This window comes from Anaerospora sp. (genome assembly GCF_032013335.1).
Lineage (GTDB): Bacteria > Bacillota > Negativicutes > Sporomusales > DSM-15969 > Anaerospora.
Window position 1 is genome coordinate 13,191 of the sequence record NZ_DALZUO010000036.1, and the last position, 19,594, is coordinate 32,784.

Consider the following 19,594-nt stretch of genomic DNA (forward strand, 5'->3'; position numbering starts at 1 on the left):
CCTTACCTTCCCACACCGGGAATACGGGTACCACTACCCTGGCGCTGCTGCGTTGACGCTGCCGCCTTAACCTGTGCCTGAACGACCTGATCACCTTCACTTACTCCACTGGTAATTTCTACGCGGTCTTCACCGATCAGGCCGGTGGTGACAATTACATCTTCCGTTTTTCCATTTCCTCTGAACACCGTTACATATTGACCCGTACTACCTGATTTCAAGGCAGAGAGAGGCAATGTTAAGGTGTCCTTGCTTTCGCCGCTATGAATAGAAACGCGGGCTGTCATTGTCGGCTTCAGCAAGTTATCGGTAGCATCAACATCAATAAACACGGTATAGTAGACAACATTGGACGTAACCGTTGCTTTCTGTGAAATACGGGCTACTTTTCCGGTAAATTGTTTACCTGTATAAGCATCAACAGTAAAGGTTGCTTTTTGACCTACGGCAATTTTGCCAATATCAGTTTCGTCCACTTGTGTTTCAATTTGCATTTTCGACATATCGGCAATAGTCAAAATGACCATTGGGTTCGAAATACCCTGTGCCACCGTTTGACCGGCTGGAATAGGTTTGCCGATAACAATACCATCAATCGGAGCCTTAATGATCGTGTCACTTAGCTGGGATACTGCATCATCATACGCAGCCTGCGCTACCTTATAATCCAGGCGGGAACTGTCAAGCTGCTGTTCCGATACGGCACCGATCCGGTTAAGACGCTCATTGCGCTCATAATTTGTTGCTGTATTATTTAGCTTTTCCCGTGCTTGCGAGGCTTGTGCCTGCAGCCGGGTATCATCTAAAACAACCAGTTCCTGACCGGCTTTAACTGCATCATTTTCCTGTACTTTCATTTCTTCAATTAAGCCGGTAATCTTAGAACTGATTTCTACCATGTTAACCGGTTTGATCGTACCAGTTGCCGAAACAGTGGATACGATATCGCCCCGTTCTACTTTAACAGTCTTCGTCGTCACTACCTGCTTTGTCTGGCTGGCCTGATAAAGCAGGCCGCCTTTAATTGCTGCAGCAGCAAGAATGACAAGAATCAGCCATACCTTGTATTTCATTATGAAAAGCCAAAGCGCCTTCATTTTTACCCTCCCCCGTCTGCAGCAGTTATTCTGCTCTCAAACCAATCGCTTTATCAATTTTAGCAACACTTACGTTATAATCATATAACGCTTGAATTTCATTTGTTTTCGCCTGGGTAAGCGCTAATTGCGCATCAATAACATCCAAGTTTGTTCCGACACCGGCATTGTATTTTTCTCTGGCAATTACCAGATCTTCTTCTGCCTTGCCAACAGCTACCTTGTTTGTATCAATACGTTTTTCTGCTTCCTGCATACTGAGGTAGTTTTGTCGCACTTCCAGTGCTGCAGCATTTTTCACCTGCACTGCCTGTTCTTTTACTTTATCGAGTGATGCATCAGCCTGTTTCACTTTTGCATTGCTTGAACCAGCATCAAAGAGTGACCAGCTGGCTGATAAACCAACATTCCAGTTATCATCACCGCTTTCGGGTAATACCGAGCCGCTCCAGCCATTAGATGCGCTGACCGAAACAGAAGGACGGTTGCCGCTTTTCGCCACTTTTATAGCAGTTTCTGCAATCTTCACATTTTCATCGGCCTGAGCAACATCCGGTCTTACCTGAGCTGCTGCAAGACTGTCCTCAAGTGTTTTATCATACTTCTGATAGCTAAGTGTATCTGTAAGGGCAAGCTCAGTCCCTGGATCAATTGTCATCGTATTCAATAGTCCTGCAACGGCAAGATCAAAGTTATTTTGTGCTTTAATCAAGTTCTGTTGTGCATTAGCAAGCTCCACTTCTGCTCTGAGCACATCCGACTTGGCAACAACGCCTACGTCATATTTAGCTTGCACGGAAGTTAAATGTTCCTGCAGATTGCTGACGGATTGCTGATTAACATCAACTAGATTTTTAGTTTGCAAAATTGTGAAGTAAGCCGAAGTAGTATCCAGCTTCAGTTGTTGTTTCGTTTTTTCCACACCTAAATCAGCAACCTGTACACCGCGTTTAGCCTGGTCAATTTGACCTTCGACTCTTCCGCCGCTGTAAAGCTGCCAGTTCATGCGCAGCGAATTACTGAGATCGTCAGTGCCTGCCGGATTATTATCTTTCAGACTATATGAGCTGCCTAAAGATACGGTAGGAAGTCTTCCGGCCTTCGCTTCGTCAACACTCCACTTTGATTTGTCCTTATCGGATTGAGCCATTTTTATGGAAGGGTTATTTTTCAGCGCCAAGGCAACACTGTCTGACAGGGATAACTCTACAGGTGCAGCAAAAGCGACAGACGCATTTAACATGACCAGTACTGCTGCAACTAATTTGGCACTATTTTTAACACTTTTTTTATTATTCACGGGCTTACACCCTCCTTTATGCTTATTCTACCTCCCGTTTTTTTGAATTTCTTTAGAGATTATTAAAAATAATAAGAGCACTTACACAGGCGTAAGTGCTCTTATTATTTTAGCAATATTTTTCTCTTAATTGGTCTGGCACTAACTGTTTACAGGCAGCAAAATTGTAAAGCACGTGCCTTGGCCAACTGTGCTCTCCACTTTAATTTTTCCCTCATGCTTATGCACGATCCATTCCGCAATTGACAGCCCAAGCCCGATACCGCCCTCTTCCCGTGAGCGGGCTTTGTCTACACGGTAAAACCTGTCAAAAATATGCGGAATATCCTCAGGTAAAATACCATGCCCTGAGTCAATAATCTGCAATTGAACATTCGTTCCCTTCAAGCGGCCTCTGATTACAATTTGCCCCGCAGTTGTATACTTAATGGCATTATCCAGAATGATGACCATCAGTTGATGCAGCCGGTCCTTATCTGCTGCCAGCACCAATTCTCCCTCTACTTCAGCCGTAAGCGCCAAGCCCTTTAAATCTGCCAACGGTTGAAATTGTTCAACCACAGCCTGTATCAGCTGATTTACATTTGTAGAAGTTTTATTTAGCTCTGCTTCCTCCCCATCCGCCCTCGCCAGCGTAAGCAGCGTCGATATGAGCTTATTCATCCGAACGCTTTCACGGACGATATTCGTGATACGAATGCTTTCTTCCTGGATGCTGTGGCCAGGATGGCGAAGAACAAGTTCTGCATTGCTTTTTATAATGGTGAGAGGTGTTCTTAGCTCATGAGAAGCATCTGCTACAAATTGCTGCTGCTTTTTCCAAATATTGCGTATGGGAACTAATGCCCGGCGGGCTAAATAAAATCCGGCGGAAATAATAAGAAGAATTCCGATACTCATCGCTACGCCAATTACAATCAGGAGACTTTTTAAAAGAGCAGTCTCTGAATCAACTATCCCAATAGCAATAATGTCACGGACGGTAAAAGGCTCACCAAACTCATCAAGGACTGCATCCGGAATTCGGTAAGGCTGGCTGTACACCCTGTAGATATGCCCATGAATTCGTTTCGTTACCGGGGGTCCTGTGCCTACCTGAGCAGCTAGTTCCTTCACATTATTGCCTTCATCCAGCCTGCTCGGATAAAGACTGATCAATAAGCCATTCGTATCACGCAGTAAAATAAAGATACGGGGATCAAACAGTACTGAATCAGGTTTAACAATGGCCATCTTCCCATCAACAATGAGAAATTCTTCCGCCTTTGCCTGGAGCGAATGATCAACCTCATCAAATAAGCGATAGGCCACATAGCCGTACACAATTGCTCCAAACACAGCAAAAATAAGCAGAAAAACAAGAGAGTTTAATGTAGCAAGCGTTCGCATTATTTTTTGGAGCATGTTAGTTCTCCTTAAGGATAAAGCCCGCACCGCGGATCGTCTGGATAAGCGTCTCCTGCCCATAAGGAGCAAGCTTCTTGCGCAAGTAGTGAATGTATAAATCGACAATACTGATCGTAGTGTCCGATTCTAGCCCCCATATGCGATCATATATCTGTTCCCGTGTCAGAATTTGCTCCCGGTTAATTATTAAAAACTCCAGCAGTTCATATTCTTTTACCGTTAGGTGGAGTGGTGCTTCATTAATAAATGCGTCTTTACTCTTTGCCTGAATAATAATACTGCCATATGCCAATTCTCCCTCATGGCCTACGCTGCCGCTCCTGCGCAGCAACGCTTTAACCCTGGCTAAAAGTTCCGGTACAGCAAAGGGCTTAATTAAATAGTCATCCGCCCCTGCTTCCAAACCAGCAACCCGGTCCTCCACAGTGTCCCGGGCAGTCAGTAGCAATATGGGAATGCTGTTGCCCTTAGCCCGGATTTTTTTGACAATTACCAAGCCGCTCATTTCTGGCAGCATAATATCAAGTACTACCAAATCGTAAATGCCTTGCAGTGCTTTATACAAACCCTCACTGCCAGTACCTGCCTCTTCCACTACATAGAATTCTTCCTGCAACACAGCAACCACCGCTTCCCGCAGCATGTCATCATCTTCTACAACGAGAACTCGCATGTAATCTTCTCCTTGTACTTCTTAGCTTTAAGTATGTGCCGATGCAACTGGTGCGATACAGGAACAATGAAAAAAGCAATCCGTACGTTTACGGATTGCTTTTTGCCTTATTTACTATATAGCTCGGCTAATTGTTTTTTCACTTCGCTACTTTCTAAGTACTCATCGTAGGTCAGGCGTCTATCTAAGATACCTTTAGGAGTGATTTCAATGATTCGGTTAGCAACCGTCTGAATAAACTGATGGTCATGCGACACAAACAGCATAGTTCCTTCATAGTTTGTCATGCCTGTATTTAAAGATGTAATGGATTCCAAGTCCAGATGGTTGGTCGGCTCATCCATTATCAGCACATTTGCTCCGCTCAGCATCATCTTCGCAAGCATGCAGCGCACCTTTTCGCCACCAGACAAAACATTCGCTTCTTTTTGCGTCTCTTCACCAGAGAACAGCATCCGTCCTAAGAAGCCGCGAATAAAGGTTTCTTCCTGATCGCGGGAAAATTGTCTCAGCCAATCGACTAGATTTAAATTAACACCATCGAAAAAAGCGGAGTTGTCTTTAGGGAAATATGCCTGTGAAGTGGTTACGCCCCACTTAAAATCACCGCTGTCTGCAGTTAATTCACCCATAAGGATTTTAAACAATGTTGTTTTAGCCAGCCCATCTGGACCGACAAAGGCGATCTTATCCCCTTTGGCAACCATAAAGCTAACGTCATTCAAGACTGTTTCGCCATCAATTGCTTTTGAAATGTTCTCAACGTTCAGCAATTGAGCGCCTGCTTCCCGGTCAGGCTTAAAGGCAACATAAGGATATTTACGGGATGATGGTTTAATATCATCTAAGGTAAGTTTTTCCAATTGTTTTTTCCGTGAAGTAGCCTGTTTGGATTTCGATGCATTAGCACTAAAGCGCTGGATGAAGCTTTGAAGATCTTTCATTTTCTCTTCTTTCTTCTTGTTAGCGTCTTTTGCCAGCTGCAGTGCCAATTGGCTTGATTCCAGCCAGAAATCATAATTGCCTACGTAAAGTCCAATGTTTTGAAAATCAATATCAGCAATATGGGTACATACTTTGTTCAAAAAGTGACGATCATGGGATACTACAATAACCGTGTTAGGAAAATCATACAAGAAATCTTCCAGCCAGGTAATAGATTCAATGTCAAGATGATTTGTCGGCTCATCCAGCAGAAGAATATCGGGATTACCAAAGAGCGCTTGCGCCAGAAGGACACGCACTTTATCGTTACCGCTCAAGTCGGCCATTTTTTGATAATGAAAGGCTTCACCAATGCCCAGACCATTAAGCAAGCGAGCTGCCTCTGTTTCGGCATCCCAGCCGTTAAGCTCAGCGAATTCGCATTCTAATTCAGAAACCTTCATGCCGTCTTCATCGGAAAAATCTGGTTTGGCATACAAAGCATCTTTTTCTTCCATAATAGCATAAAGCCGGGCATGGCCCATGATAACCGTCTTTAAAACATCAAACTCATCAAACTCGTAATGATTCTGCTTTAAAACAGCCAGACGTTCACCTGGTGTAATCGCTACGTCGCCTGAAGTTGGCTCAATCTCTCCTGATAAGATCTTGAGGAAGGTAGACTTACCGGTACCATTTGCGCCAATCAACCCATAACAATTGCCAGGTGTAAATTTTATATTGACGTCTTTAAAGAGAATTCGTTTGCCGAATTGAAGGGTCAATCCATTTGTACTTATCATATTTCACACAACCATCTTTCGTAATGTACTTGCGAGTTATAATTTTATCATATCTCCACAAATATGTCTAATTTTAGCAGGAAAATGGGGAGATAAAAGTGGTTTACATAGGTAGGCGTTCATAAAAACATTGACTTTTTGCCCTTTTCACAGTATAGTAAAGGGGGTATAAATTCTCTATTAGAGAAATAATTCGAAAAGGATTGTGATGATTACTGATGTCCGAGAGAATGAATCTACAGGATGTACTTCGGGACTACGGTGTTCCTTTGGCAACGCTCAATGTAACGGCGTCCCATGACGACTGCCTCCGCCTTAGAGAAAGGCTGATGGCTATCCGGAGCGTAAGTCAAGGCAACGACCAGGGGTATTTGGAAGTAGCCTGTACCTTCTACATTGATGTCCACGATATCGACCGTTATCTCTCAGGCGAATTGCCTAATCTAGCTGAAATTTACACCTTCCCTGAAGATGTAAAAACCCATACGGAGGAATGAAAATGAAAAAATTATTGATATTAACCTTCCTGTTTGCTTTTGCTTTTAATGCTGTTGGTTTCGCTGCGGTAAGCGGCGGCAAGCCTAAAATGTCTGCTCCCAAAGCACCAAGCACCCAACAAGCGGCGCCTTCTACCAATTCTGGCTATAAGCCTTCTGCTCCTGCCAACAGTTACACTGAAAAAGCACCTGCTGCTGCTGCAAAATCTGCGCAGCCAAATGTTCAACAACCCTCTTCAGGCGGCTTTTTGCGCAACATGGCCCTATTGGGCGGTGGTATGATGCTTGGCAGCATGTTAGGAAATATGTTTGGTTTTGGTGGCGGCATGTTTGCCGAAATGCTGGGTCTGCTGTTTAACGTAATGCTTTTTGCCGGAGTATTCATGGCTGGTCGTTTCTTATGGAATAAATATAAGAAGAGCCAGGAAGAAGATAAATATAAAAACAGATATAAAAATTAATTTAAAGTAACCCCGGTTACACAGAAAACCTTCCCTGGCAACAGCCACGGAAGGTTTTCTTATTGCCTTTTATCTACTCTAATTCAGCGATTACCTTCATGTAATTGCCTGGGTTGACAGATATGTCATGAACGATTGCAGGGATTTCTTCAAAAGAAATGGTCTTAGTTATGACAGCTGCCACATCCACCTTGTTTTCAGCGATTAAACGGATGCTTTGGGCAAAAGCCTGAAAACTGTTTCTCGCCCCCACAATATCCAACTCTTTCTTTGTAAATAAAGCAGTCGGTAAAGCAACCTCATTTTTTGGATATCCCACTAAGGATATCCGGCCTGAGTAAGCCACATAGTCAATCGAGCTGCGAATAGCAGCAGCATTGCCGGAAGCCTCGATAACAACCTCCGCCATAGTGCCGCCGGTTATCTCCTTGATAACTTCAACAGCATCCTCTTTCACAGGATTGATAGTATACTCTACGCCTGCCTTACGAGCCATTGCCAGTCTTTCGTCTACAGGATCAACCATAATCGGTTTCGCACCGATAGTCAACGCATATTGAGCTGCCAGCAGTCCAATCGGGCCACATCCTGTTATTACCGCGTACTCCCCCTGCTGCAAGCGTGAGCGGTTTACGGCATGCATAGATATGGTAAGCGGTTCAGCCATAGCTAGATGATTCCAGGGAATTCCGGCTGGCACTTTATGCACCAGGTGACGGGGATGGTAGACGTACTCTGCCATCCCGCCATCAATGTGAACTCCCCTGACGTTCAGATTCTCGCAGCAATTTGTTCGTTTATTCCGGCAAGGATAACATTTCCCGCAGTATACGTAAGGTTCCAGCACAACTCTGTCACCTACAGCAAGCAGTTCTTCTCCTGCCGGCACTTCCACAACTTCACCGGCTATCTCGTGGCCGATAATCCGTGGATAAGTAACAAGCGGACTTGTCCCCAAATAAGCACTGATATCAGAACCGCATATCCCCACGCTTTTAACTCTAATCAAGATTTGATCCGCTTTAGATTCGGGTTGATTAATATCCGCAACCTGGATATTACCTGCTTCTTTCAAATAGATTGCCTTCATGTGCCTTCACTCCTATGCCGGTTATACTAGATCAGCTAAAATTAATGATAATGCAGGTATATAGGTAGTTGCAGCCAAAGCAACTAACAGTGCTAAATAAAAAGGAATAATTTCCTTCATATATTCATCTATTTTTACTCCTGTTAAGTTACAAGTAAGAAACATTGTTGTGCCAAAAGGTGGTGTAATAGCTCCAATTGACAGGTTAAAGATCATAGTAATCCCAAAGTGAACTGGATCAATACCCAGCATATGCACCGTTGGCATCAAGAGAGGTGTTAGGACAATAATCGCTGCATTACCATCTAAGAACATTCCTACAACCAGCAAGAAAATATTAATGACTAAGAGAAATACATAGGGATTCGTTGTAAAATCAGCCATCATGGTCGTTACGTCGCTGGCAACACCCTCCCAGGTCAGCATCCAGGCAAAACCCGCTGAAGCCATCAGAATGAGCATAATCGACCCATTCGCACGGGCTGATTCCGCTAGAGCCGCTTTCACATCAGCCCACTTTGTTTCACGATACGCGAAACCAACAAGCAGCGAGTAGATGACCGTAACTGCCCCTGCCTCAGTAGGTGTGAATATGCCATAACGGATACCGCCAAGAATGATAACCATCAGCATAAGTCCCCAGAAGGCATCTTTCGTTGCCAGCAGCACTTCCTTCAGATTAGGCTTCACGGTTCTCACCGGTTTATAGCCACGGCGCTTGGCAACCCAGTCCACCGCAACCATCAGCAAAAAGGTAAGCAATACCCCTGGTCCCATACCACCTAAGAAAAGCTTTCCAATAGACGTATCTGAAACGAAACCGTAAATAATGAGACCGATTCCAGGAGGTAAAATAGGTCCCAGCAAAGCGGATGCCGAAGTTAAAGCTGCCGCAAACTGTTTGCTATAGCCATTTCGTACCATTTCCGGCACCAGGACCTTGCAGATCATTGCCGCATCAGCTAAACCGGCTCCGGATGGACCTCCAATAAGAGCCCCCAAAACAACATTAGTCTGAGCCAGGCCGCCCCGTAAATGTCCCGAAAGCAAATCAGATAGTTTAAGCAGCCGCTGCGTAATACCGGTATAATTTAAGATTGATCCCAGCATCATGAAAAAGGGGATAGCCAAGAGAGGTACATTATCAGCTCCGCCAATCATGCGTTGAATAACCATCACAGGTGATAAATCATTACTGATAAAAAAATACACAAATGTCGCCAGGGTTACGGCAAAAGCAACCGGCACATTAATTCCAAAAAGTGCCAACATCACTAAAGATGCAATTAAGACTGTCATATTTTCCTTACTCTCCTAAGTCACATTTTTTGCGCTTTCCTGTAATATCCAGCCAGGTGAGCTCAAGGTAATAAATCAGCATAAATACACTTGCCACTGGAATAGCCAGATCTACATACGTATAGGGAATGCCGAGCATCGGTGTTACTTTGCCACCAGCTCCCATGGCCAGTTTCCAGCCATACCAAATCATCAATAGTAATGTGATGATTACGCAAATATCGGCAACTATCGTTGCAGTCCGTTCATATTTCGGCGGCAGGCGGCGGACTAAGACATCAATACTGCAATGTCCCTCAGCCTTGATTACAGATGCAGCACCGATCATGGTAAGCCATACAAATGTAAAAATAGTCACTTCCTCAACCCAGCCCCAAGGAGCTCCTACAACATAACGCATGAACACGTTGGCACACGCTAATAAAACAATGAATGCCATCAAAACCATTCCTACAATATCATCAATATTTTTTATTATTTTCCAGATGACTTGCCCCACTCATCCACACCCCTTACTATTCTGACACGATCGGCCCCGGTTTTCGCAACCGAGGCCGATCGTATCCGGATTTTACTTGCTATTGATAATCGCAGTTACCTTATCATACAGATCAGCTGGGAACTCTTTAAACTTCTTATGCACGTCTTTTGTAGCTTCTTTAAATGCAGCACGGTCAACATTTTCTACGACCTGTACTCCGGCTGCCTTCATTTTTTCAATGCATTCTTTATCGGCTTTTTCATTTTCTTTTATTAAGAACCGGCCTGCTTCTTCTCCCGTTTCTTTCAGCATCACAACAATTTCGGGAGGAAGTTTTTCAATAAATTTCGTGCCTGCAATCCAGGTAGAAAGATTCACTTGATGACGGGTTAGCGATAAGTATTTAGCACCTTCATACATTTTTCCGCCAAAATGTACGGGGATAGGATTTTCCGCTCCATTAATTACACCTTGCATAATTCCAGGATACGCTTCTGCTAAAGGCATTGGCGTAGCAGTTGCTCCCATAGCATTCATCATTTCAGTAGAAAGACGGATATTAGGAACTCGGATTTTGAGACCTTCAAGATCTGACGGCTTAGTAACAGGCTTAGTAGCAATAATATGACGATCACCATAAATCCATTTGCTGTGAACGACATATAAGCCTTTTGTTTCTAATTTCTTAGACAAATCTTTAAAGAGATCACTGTCAACAAGCTTAAACAGCTGTTCTTTATTATCGTAGAGATACGGCAAATACGTTACACCGAACTCAGGAACATAATCCATTAAAAACCCGCCATCGGAAATGGTGATGACATTTGCACCAATAGTAAGCTGTTCGGTAACATCTTTTTGTGAACCTAACTGAGAGCTAGGGAAGTATTGGAATTCAACCTGTCCCTTGCTTTTTTCTTTCATCAGGCGGCCCCATTCACGAACGGCCTTATCATTAGGTTCTCCAACGTTATTGCCATAGGCTATTTTAATTACAATTTTTTCACTTGATTTAGCTGAATTTGAATTGTTGCTTCCTCCGCAGCCCACTAAAACCAAAGAGAAAACCACCATACAGGCTACCAGTGCAACATACTTTTTAGTTAGAAAGTTATTCAAGCCCTTATCCCCCTTTATCATTTACAAAAAAGTTCAAAAAACGAATTTTTCTTTATTCTCCCCCTTGCATGTTTAATGCGAATAATACAACAATTATTTATATTGCAATATTCATGCCAAGCCCTCTGGCCCTATAATACAGCATTGTTCTTTATTTCTATTTCATATTTGAAATTCGTTTCGTTTCATTATTGAAATTTTATTTCATCTTGCGCCATAATGTAACCCGGCTGATACCCAAGCGATAACAAACTTCTTCAGCACTGTAACGGGATAACAAATGTCTGATAATCTCCGCTTCCATTGTCTTTAAAGTTCCTTTTTCCTGAATGGTAATATAGCTGCCGCCGTCAACCTGAGCTTCATTTTCCTGAAAAATAGCAGCAATCTGTGCAGAAGTGATTACTTCTTCCTCACTATAAACGACTACTTCAGCCATATTTCTAAGCTCCCGGATATTTCCCGGCCAGGGATATGCCTTTAGCAGCTTCATCACATTTTCATGTATTGCTATTTCTTTTTGTTCTTTGGCCGCCAGTTTACGCACATAGTATTCAAAAATAGAAGGAATATCCTCCAATCTTTCTCTTAGCGGCGGCAATCGCAAACGGAGCACACAAATCCGGTAATATAGATCGGCCCTAAAGCCGCCCTGTTTGACATGAGTTAGCAAGTCCCGGTTAGTCGCCGAAATAATCCGTACATCTACGGGAATGATCTTGTCATCTCCAATGCGCATAATTTCTTTCTCCTGGAGCACGCGCAATAAACGGCTCTGAATATCAGGAGACAGCTCGCCAATTTCATCAAGAAAGATTGTTCCCCCGTGTGCCAATTCAAAAAGGCCCTGTTTACCGCCCTTACGGGCGCCGGTAAAAGCGCCTTCCACATAGCCGAATAATTCACTCTCCAGCAAATTAGGCGGTATAGAAGCTGTATTAACAGACACGAACGGGCCCCTGCAGCGCTTGCTGTGATTGTGAATACTTTGAGCCAAGATTTCTTTTCCTGTGCCGGTCTCACCATAAATCAATAAGTTAGAGTCATACTTAGCATAGTTTTTTGCCTTATGTATAATGCTTTTCATTACTTCTGATTTACTGATAATATCATCAAAGGTATCCTTAGCATACAAGCCTTTTTGGTAAGAAGAGAGACGGATCTTTCGTTCTGAATCCTGAATATTGCTTACTTCCTGGAATGTAATGATATCTCCCTTCTTACGGTTATTGAATTCCAGGGGAATGATGCGCGCAAGCAAACTGGTTCCATTAATTACTACTATGCGTTCCTGATTGCGGTATTGAAGAAATTTTTCAATATGGGCTTCCTGTATGTCCTGGCCAACGGCACCACAAATACGACGAGCAAAATTATTGCAGAAACTCACTTTTTTATCATCGGTAACAGCAATAATTCCCTCTTCAATATTATCAATGATTGCAGTTAACTGAGCAGCTTGCAGCCGTTCTCTCTCTTTAGCCCTGATGATTCGCATTGCCTCTTCAATCGCCTTGCGGATTGAGACTGTACTGGAATCGAGAAGCTCCGCCACAATACCGCAGCTTTTGGCAGTTTCATAGGCCATACGGCAGCCGATAACGCCTTTAACCCCTTTTTCATATAATTGAAAAACAGTTTGTGCAATCTCTTCCTCATCTACACAGGATCGTATGTAGATTTGCGTATCAGCAATACGAAAATCTCCCACCGTACCATCAAATATGTTGGCCCGGCTCACAATGGCAATACTTTGAATACCATCCCGGGTAAGGCGGCTTAAGGCGCTTAACAAGTCATTTGTTGACATGGTGATTTCGACTACCACGATGCCTGCTATTTCGCTGATCTTCTCAGCGACTCCTCCCCGGCTAATCACCACTTCTACCGATTGATGCCGCTGCAGCATAGCTTGCGCATTATCATCATCAGCAACCTCAACCACCAGAGGTATTTTCATCTCTTCTGCGATATTTGCTGCAATGTTCGCCATACTGTGAAAAGGGGCAAGAAATAAAACAGGCATCAAATAAACCACCTCTCCTTATTACACGATCATTTTAGTTTCAGTTTAGCAAGCGCTTCAGCAAGCGCATTATTAATCGGCTCATTTTTTTGTTGTTGCTGCTCTTTTAAAAATCTTGATACATCTTGCTTAGAAACATTTGAAGTTTCCTTTTTTCTTCGCTCTGTAAAAGAAGACAGCTTTTCGCGATAACCACAGGCACATACAAATAACTGGTTTTCTCCTTCACCGCGCATTTCCAGTTTCTTATGGCAATTAGGGCACCGCGCATTCGTAATGCGGGCTATTCCTTTCCTGTGTCCGCACTCCCGATCCTGACAAACTAACATTTTGCCCTTTTTCCCATTTACCTCTAGCATGTATTTACCGCAATCAGGACATTTACTTCTTGTCATATTATCATGACGAAACTTTTCCTGGCTATTTTTTATCTCTTCAACGGCTGACTTCGTATACTTTTTTATGTCAGTTAAAAAATCATTTTTACGCAGCGTACCTTTGGCTATGGCACTTAGTTTCTGTTCCCAATTCGCAGTCAGCGCCGGTGAGCGTAAATCTGCTGGAACCAGCTCCAATAATTGCTTGCCCTTTGCCGTAATGATAACATCTTTGCCCTTTTTTTCGATCAAAAAACCTTGAAACAGCTTCTCGATAATATCCGCTCGCGTTGCTACCGTTCCCAGGCCGCCCGTTTCTCCCAATGTCCTCTTTAAAGACTCATCACCGGCATTCAAATATTTCCCGGGATTCTCCATTGCCGATAACAAGGTTCCTTCATTAAATGGTGCCGGAGGTTTCGTTTCACCCGTATTTAAGGTAAAAACCGCAACTGGCAATTGATCGCCTTTACGTAAAGAAGGTAATAACTGTTCTTTTATATCTTCTTTACCTTCATCTTCTTCTGTTTCATTTTGATAAATCTCTTTCCACCCCATGGCAATTACCGTCTTGCCTCTGGCAATGAAATTTTGTCCCCCGATTGTCGCTTTAATTGTTGTTTGTTCATATTCAAAAGGGGGATACAGGACGGACAAAAAGCGTTTTACCACTAAATCATAAATTTTCCGTTCTTTTTCACTTAAAGCCGTTAAAACAACCGTCTGCTCTGTTGGAATAATAGCGTGATGATCAGACACTTTGGTATTATCAACAAAAGCGGAGTTCGCCTTAATTGGTCCCTTGACCACTTTAAAGGCAAGCTTTGTATAAGGGCCGACACCGCAGGCATTAACCCTGTCTTTTAACGTATCAACAAGATCAGTTGAAATATAACGGGAGTCGGTTCTTGGATACGTGAGTATTTTATGGCTTTCGTATAATTTCTGCATAATGGATAGTGTCTCCTTAGCTGAATAGCCAAAGAATTTATTCGCATCACGCTGCAGCTCCGTCAAATCATAAAGTTGTGGAGAAAACTTCTTTTTATAGGCTTTATCAACAGCAGCAATGCTTGCAGTCTGTTGCTTTAACGATGCAATAATCGTTTCACACTTTGCCTTATCAAAGCATTTGCTGTCATTCGTTTTGCTATCCTGCCAGGTGAGTTGCAGCTTATCCGCTACAGCAGTAATGCCATAATACTTGCGAGGTTTAAAATGCTGAATTTCTTCTTCCCGCTGGGCAATTATCGCTAATGTTGGCGTCTGCACTCTGCCACAGGAAAGCTGGGCATTGTACTTACAGGTCAATGCTCTGGTGGCATTAAGACCAACATACCAGTCAGCCTCTGAACGGGCAACTGCCGAATAATACAGGTTTTCATATTCTTTTCCGGGACGCAGGTTGGCAAAACCTTGTTGTATGGCTTTGTCTGTAACGGAAGAGATCCATAAACGTTTTAAGGGCTTATTGCTGTTGGCTTTTTCAATAATCCAGCGGGCAACAAGTTCTCCCTCGCGTCCTGCATCGGTTGCAACAACAATTTCTGTAATATCTTTGCGATGAAGCTGCTCTTTAACAACTTGAAATTGCTTGGCACTCTGCTTAATGACAACAAGCTTTAAATGCTCAGGCAGCATAGGTAAATCTTCAATCTTCCATGATTTATATTTATCATCATAAGCCTCGGGATCTGCTAATGTGACTAGATGTCCCAAAGCCCAGGTCACAACATGCTTATCACCTTCGAAGTAGCCGTTACCTGACTTATGACAGTGCAGCACACGGGCAAGATCCCTGCCTACTGAAGGTTTTTCAGCTAATACTAAAACTTTTGCCATAATTATCCTCACTCTCATCTGCTTAACATTTTATTTTTGCAATAAATATCCAATCCCCACGATTGCCATGACGATCCAAGCCAGGCCAATTATGCCCAGCAGTCCCACAATAAAAGGTATACGCTTGCGCCACTTTTGACTTTCCCGCTCACTCTCCAGACGTACCTGTTTGGGTAATAACTGAGTTAAGGAAAGTATCCCAACCGGAATGACCGTCAAATCATCCATAAGACCAAGGAAAGGTAAATAATCCGGCACAATATCGATCGGACTGATCACATAAGCTGCCATCAGCACGAGTAATCCTCTAATATAGGCAGGGGTTTTGGGATTCTTCCAGGCATAATACAAAATCAATACATCATCTTTAACTTTGGTCAGCCAGCCCCATGCCTTAACTATACTACTTCTTTGAAACACGCGCATCACCACCTGAGTTTTTCTGCTTTAAAACTAGCTTCTCCTTATTATAGCTTGTTCATAGCAGGATCGGCAAAACAAATAATAACAGTAATGTCGGAGGAGACACACCTCGTGTCCCCCCCGACATTAACTTGCATTACCCTATATGATATTTTTTTAGTTTTTCATACAAGGTTGACCGATGTATGCCTAAAAGCCGAGCAGCCACAGACCTGTTGCCACCAGTTTGATGCAATATTTCAATAATTTTAGCTTTTTCTGCTTGATCATCCAAGTCACTTGCCAATCTCCCTGTACCACAATGATCAAGCTGCTGTAAAGGAATTTGCAGCACCGTCAAATGATTGGGTTTAATTTCAACAGCCCCAGTCATTACTGCCAGTTTCTCCAGACAGTTCAATAATTCACGGACATTTCCCGGCCAGCCATAACTGCGTAAAATAGCAATAACCTGAGCAGACAGCTTCTTGTCCGGTATTTTTAGTTTGGCGCAAATTGCTTGCAATAGTGTTGCTGTTAATTCCCCAAAGTCTTCCATTCGTTCTCTAAGCGAAGGCAGCTGAAGATTAATGACATTCAGCCGGTAAAATAAGTCCTCGCGAAATGCTTTAGCGAGCACCATTTTATTTAAGTCCTTGTTCGTAGCTGCTATGATACGCACATCACAGGAAATTATACTGGTTCCTCCTACGTGTTCCACTCGCCCATCCTGCAAAACGCGGAGTAATTTCGCCTGCATGACTAATGGCATATCGCCTACTTCATCAAGAAAAATTGTGCCTTTATCAGCCAGCTCAAATTTACCCTTTTTGCCACCTTTTCTAGCACCAGTAAAAGCACCATCTTCAAAGCCAAATAGTTCGGCCTCTAAAAGCTCAGCAGGTATCGCTGCACAATTTACACATACAAAAGGTTTATCTTGTCTTTCACTGGCATTATGTATGGCATGGGCGAACAACTCTTTCCCTGTTCCGCTTTCGCCTGTAATGAGTACACTGCTGTTGCTGGCGGCAGCTTTTGCAGCAACATTTTTAGCCTGGATGATTTTGCGTGACTGTCCAATAATATGCTCAAAAGTGAACCGAGCTGCATGCATGCCTGCTATTTCTGCTTTCTCCTGCGGATACTGTTGCTCCAAAACCGTTAATTTCTTTTGCAGGTCTTTTAACTGATTGCCATCAAAGCTGATAAATTCACCTAATACGCCCGTAACCTTTCCCTCTACAAATAGCGGTAAGCGATTTAATAAAAATGCTCTTCCCTTATGGCAAAAAAGCTGATATACGTGAGGTACTCCTGTTTCAACTGCAGCTGATAAATGTGCCTCAGGAATCAAATCCGCTGCTGACGAACCTATTATATCCTCCCGGTTATAGCCAAACATCTCTTCAAAAAACTTGTTCACCCGCAGCATATCCCCATTCTCATCAATCACGGCAATTCCTCTGTGGGTTGTTTCCATTACGGCTTCTAATAATTGCGCTTCCGTTTGCAGCGAACTGCATTTTTCTATAATCACTTGTAATTCAGATGTATCCTGAATAATCGTTACCGCACCAACGACTTCCATCCCTTCCATAATAGGCGCAGTGCTGAAAAAAAGATTCTGACCATTAATTTCAGCCCGCCGTCTGAGCCTGCTTTCGCCCGTAACTAATACTTGCTTCAGTAAAAACTCATTTGTAATTACGGCTATATCCTCGCCAATTACCTCCTGAGCATTTACGTTAAGCAGTCTTGCTCCTCCTCCATTTATCGTAACGATGCGTCCGTAGCTGTCTATAACCAGTATGCCGCTATGAGCAGAACGGATGATAGCGTCGATTTCGCTATTGGCTCTCTCCAGTTGTGCCTGAAAAGCCCGCAGGAAAGTGCTTTTTGTAATAATGCCAACTAATTTATTATCTTTATCCACTACCGGCAGACGTTTTACTGGAATATCCCAGGCTTCCTCCAAGGTCGAGTCAGGTTTTACCGTAATTACATTCACACACATAAAGGTACGAACAGGTTCATTAAGTGGCAAATTATTAAGTATCGCCTTAATTAATTGAGCAAAGGTAACTATTCCGCACACTTTTTTTTGCTCATCAATAACAGGAGCGCCTTTAATCTGATATTTATAGAAAAGAAAAGCTGCATCTGACAACGTATTATAAGACCAGAGTGCCTTAGGTTCCAGTGTCATATAATTGCGCACTAGCATAGACAACCGCCTCCCCAAGCCTGACTATATTATTTTTATTGTTCACTCAGCTTTATTCTCCTGCTGGATTGCGATTTTTTTATTGCCTGGAAAATAAAAAGGTGTCGGGAACTGTCTGCGGCGACAGCTACCCGACACCTTCTTATCTGCCTTATGCTCGGGTGTGCCAGTAACCTACTGTTTCATATTGATCCTGATTATCGTATGAAGAACTATTGGTCGCATAACCTTGATACTCTGCTTTTTGAAAAAATTCGCTGCTTTGTTCCTCATTAGTAGTAATAAATTCCTGACTACCGCAGCCTCTCACGAGAAGGCTGTCAAACTGAATCATACCATCACTTTCAACAGCTTTGCGGACATAAGTCCCTTGAATACATTCCTTGCCATCCAGTTTTTGTAATAACACGTTAAAATCAAACATTTTTACTCCCCCCTCTATAGCTTCTGGCATTTACTAATGCATCGATCATGCCAGACACTCAAATATTTGACTACATATAATGATTACAGCCATTGATCACGCGAAAGGCGGATCAATGGCTGTATGCAAACCTGCTGTTATTACATTTTCAGGCTAAATAGATCCTTGGGCTCCGCCGAATTCTCCTTGGCTGTCATTTCCTGTGGCGTTATCCGGTAAACGGCAACCCCATTACCATCGTGTGAAGAGCGATACTTCTCAATCAAGGTACTGGATAACGTATTGCTGTAATACTTTGGCATAAATTTATCAAGCATCTTCTGCAAAACGGCAGCAGACTCTGCAAAGTCAGTTACTTTTTCAGCCTTTCCAAAAAGCATTACGCTCATATATGCCGTATCAGCATGACAGGGTACCGGATCAGTCACTGTCCCCTCTTCCTTATAGACTGTGAAACAAACCTGTGGCTCCTTGGAAAGAATGGTTACCTTTCTACCCGAACCCATGCCATGAAAGTAAACGGAGCCGTTGTACCATACATAATTTACGGGAACGCCGTAGGGAAGTCCGTCACTCACCATTCCGACCACGCCAACTCTTTCCCTCAAAAGAAAAGCTTCAATTTTCTCCTGATCGGTGCAGTTTCGTTTCGTATAGCTTACCTGATGCATTAAAGAACACCCTCTCTGTCCATTTTTTCCACTTTTTATATTTCCCGCTCACTATAAAAACTCCTGTTCCTTGTACTACAACATCCTTACTTATGCTTCTTTGTGATAATTTACTAATCAGGCAGGGGGAGCGCCGTTGCATAAGCGTTGGCTAAGCAGCAGCCTCGGAGCGTTGTAACAGCGCTGCTCCGGTCGTTGATACGGCTTCATCTGCCGCGTTGCACCCGCAAGGGGTAGGCCGCATTTCTAAGGCACTAAAGTGCCAAGAAATTGCGCACTCGCTCCGAGCGCACCTTCCGTACTTCCAGTACAACTCCAGTTGCGTTCTCACTCCGCCTTGCAGCTAAAACCGTCTGAACGACCTCGCCTCAATGCTACTCTTATTGCCCCTATTTGAGTAAATTCTATTATAAATAAAACAAAAAAGCACTCACAGTTGTAAGTGCTTTTGTCTAATCAGCGACTTCCTATCCT

Annotated in this window: 17 protein-coding genes; 2 read left to right on the forward strand and 15 right to left on the reverse strand. The window is 43.2% G+C overall.

The annotated features are described in order from the left end of the window. Positions 1–2: 2 nt before the first annotated feature. The 5 genes from RTR76_RS19250 to RTR76_RS19270 form a co-directional block, all read right to left on the reverse strand. Positions 3–1,097, reverse strand: coding sequence for an efflux RND transporter periplasmic adaptor subunit (locus RTR76_RS19250; protein ID WP_312524007.1), 1,095 nt, complete (start codon positions 1,095–1,097; stop codon positions 3–5). A gap of 25 nt (positions 1,098–1,122) precedes the next feature. After that, positions 1,123–2,397 carry a TolC family protein gene (locus RTR76_RS19255; RefSeq protein ID WP_312524008.1) on the reverse strand — a complete coding sequence of 425 codons (1,275 nt, stop codon included), beginning with the start codon at positions 2,395–2,397 and terminating at the stop codon, positions 1,123–1,125. 141 nt (positions 2,398–2,538) lie between these two features. Continuing rightward, positions 2,539–3,801, reverse strand: coding sequence for an ATP-binding protein (locus tag RTR76_RS19260; RefSeq protein ID WP_312524010.1), 1,263 nt, complete (start codon positions 3,799–3,801; stop codon positions 2,539–2,541). A gap of 1 nt (position 3,802) precedes the next feature. Then, complete coding sequence (locus RTR76_RS19265) at positions 3,803–4,477, reverse strand: response regulator transcription factor (protein WP_312524011.1); 675 nt, start codon at positions 4,475–4,477, stop codon at positions 3,803–3,805. Positions 4,478–4,584: 107 nt separating this feature from the next. Further along, positions 4,585–6,204 (reverse strand): ATP-binding cassette domain-containing protein, encoded by a 1,620-nt coding sequence (locus tag RTR76_RS19270; protein ID WP_312524012.1) that lies wholly within the window; start codon positions 6,202–6,204, stop codon positions 4,585–4,587. Between the two features lie 218 nt (positions 6,205–6,422). Between RTR76_RS19270 and RTR76_RS19275 the strand changes: the two genes are divergently transcribed. Both RTR76_RS19275 and RTR76_RS19280 read left to right on the forward strand, forming a co-directional pair. Then, positions 6,423–6,701, forward strand: a complete 279-nt coding sequence (locus tag RTR76_RS19275; RefSeq protein WP_312524013.1) for a hypothetical protein — start codon at positions 6,423–6,425, stop codon at positions 6,699–6,701. After that, positions 6,698–7,162 (forward strand): hypothetical protein, encoded by a 465-nt coding sequence (locus RTR76_RS19280; RefSeq protein WP_312524015.1) that lies wholly within the window; start codon positions 6,698–6,700, stop codon positions 7,160–7,162. Before RTR76_RS19275 ends, RTR76_RS19280 begins: the two co-directional genes overlap by 4 nt. 73 nt (positions 7,163–7,235) lie before the next feature. On the opposite strand, the gene RTR76_RS19285 is transcribed toward RTR76_RS19280, so the two are convergent. The 10 genes from RTR76_RS19285 to RTR76_RS19330 all read right to left on the reverse strand — a co-directional run bounded on the left by RTR76_RS19285 (position 7,236) and on the right by RTR76_RS19330 (position 19,120). After that, a complete protein-coding gene (locus tag RTR76_RS19285; RefSeq protein ID WP_312524023.1) occupies positions 7,236–8,252 on the reverse strand; it encodes a zinc-binding alcohol dehydrogenase family protein in 1,017 nt (338 codons plus the stop codon). A 21-nt stretch (positions 8,253–8,273) separates the two neighbouring features. Then, entirely contained in the window at positions 8,274–9,551 is a 1,278-nt protein-coding gene (locus RTR76_RS19290) for a TRAP transporter large permease (RefSeq protein WP_312524025.1), read from the reverse strand. Between the two features lie 7 nt (positions 9,552–9,558). Further along, positions 9,559–10,050, reverse strand: coding sequence for a TRAP transporter small permease (locus tag RTR76_RS19295; RefSeq protein WP_312524026.1), 492 nt, complete (start codon positions 10,048–10,050; stop codon positions 9,559–9,561). 72 nt (positions 10,051–10,122) lie between these two features. Further along, on the reverse strand, positions 10,123–11,151 hold the full coding sequence (locus RTR76_RS19300; protein WP_312524028.1) for a C4-dicarboxylate TRAP transporter substrate-binding protein: 1,029 nt from the start codon (positions 11,149–11,151) through the stop codon (positions 10,123–10,125). A gap of 199 nt (positions 11,152–11,350) precedes the next feature. Further along, positions 11,351–13,177 carry a sigma 54-interacting transcriptional regulator gene (locus RTR76_RS19305; RefSeq protein WP_312524037.1) on the reverse strand — a complete coding sequence of 609 codons (1,827 nt, stop codon included), beginning with the start codon at positions 13,175–13,177 and terminating at the stop codon, positions 11,351–11,353. A gap of 29 nt (positions 13,178–13,206) precedes the next feature. Then, positions 13,207–15,396 carry a DNA topoisomerase III gene (locus RTR76_RS19310; protein WP_312524039.1) on the reverse strand — a complete coding sequence of 730 codons (2,190 nt, stop codon included), beginning with the start codon at positions 15,394–15,396 and terminating at the stop codon, positions 13,207–13,209. Between the two features lie 30 nt (positions 15,397–15,426). Then, the gene (locus RTR76_RS19315) at positions 15,427–15,816 is read right to left on the reverse strand and encodes a DUF1232 domain-containing protein (RefSeq protein ID WP_312524040.1); all 390 of its coding nucleotides are present in this window, start codon (positions 15,814–15,816) and stop codon (positions 15,427–15,429) included. 139 nt (positions 15,817–15,955) lie between these two features. Then, the gene (locus RTR76_RS19320; protein WP_312524041.1) at positions 15,956–18,025 is read right to left on the reverse strand and encodes a sigma 54-interacting transcriptional regulator; all 2,070 of its coding nucleotides are present in this window, start codon (positions 18,023–18,025) and stop codon (positions 15,956–15,958) included. Between the two features lie 151 nt (positions 18,026–18,176). Continuing rightward, positions 18,177–18,449, reverse strand: coding sequence for a hypothetical protein (locus tag RTR76_RS19325; RefSeq protein WP_312524042.1), 273 nt, complete (start codon positions 18,447–18,449; stop codon positions 18,177–18,179). Between the two features lie 140 nt (positions 18,450–18,589). After that, complete coding sequence (locus tag RTR76_RS19330) at positions 18,590–19,120, reverse strand: pyridoxamine 5'-phosphate oxidase family protein (RefSeq protein ID WP_312524046.1); 531 nt, start codon at positions 19,118–19,120, stop codon at positions 18,590–18,592. Positions 19,121–19,594: the final 474 nt, after the last annotated feature.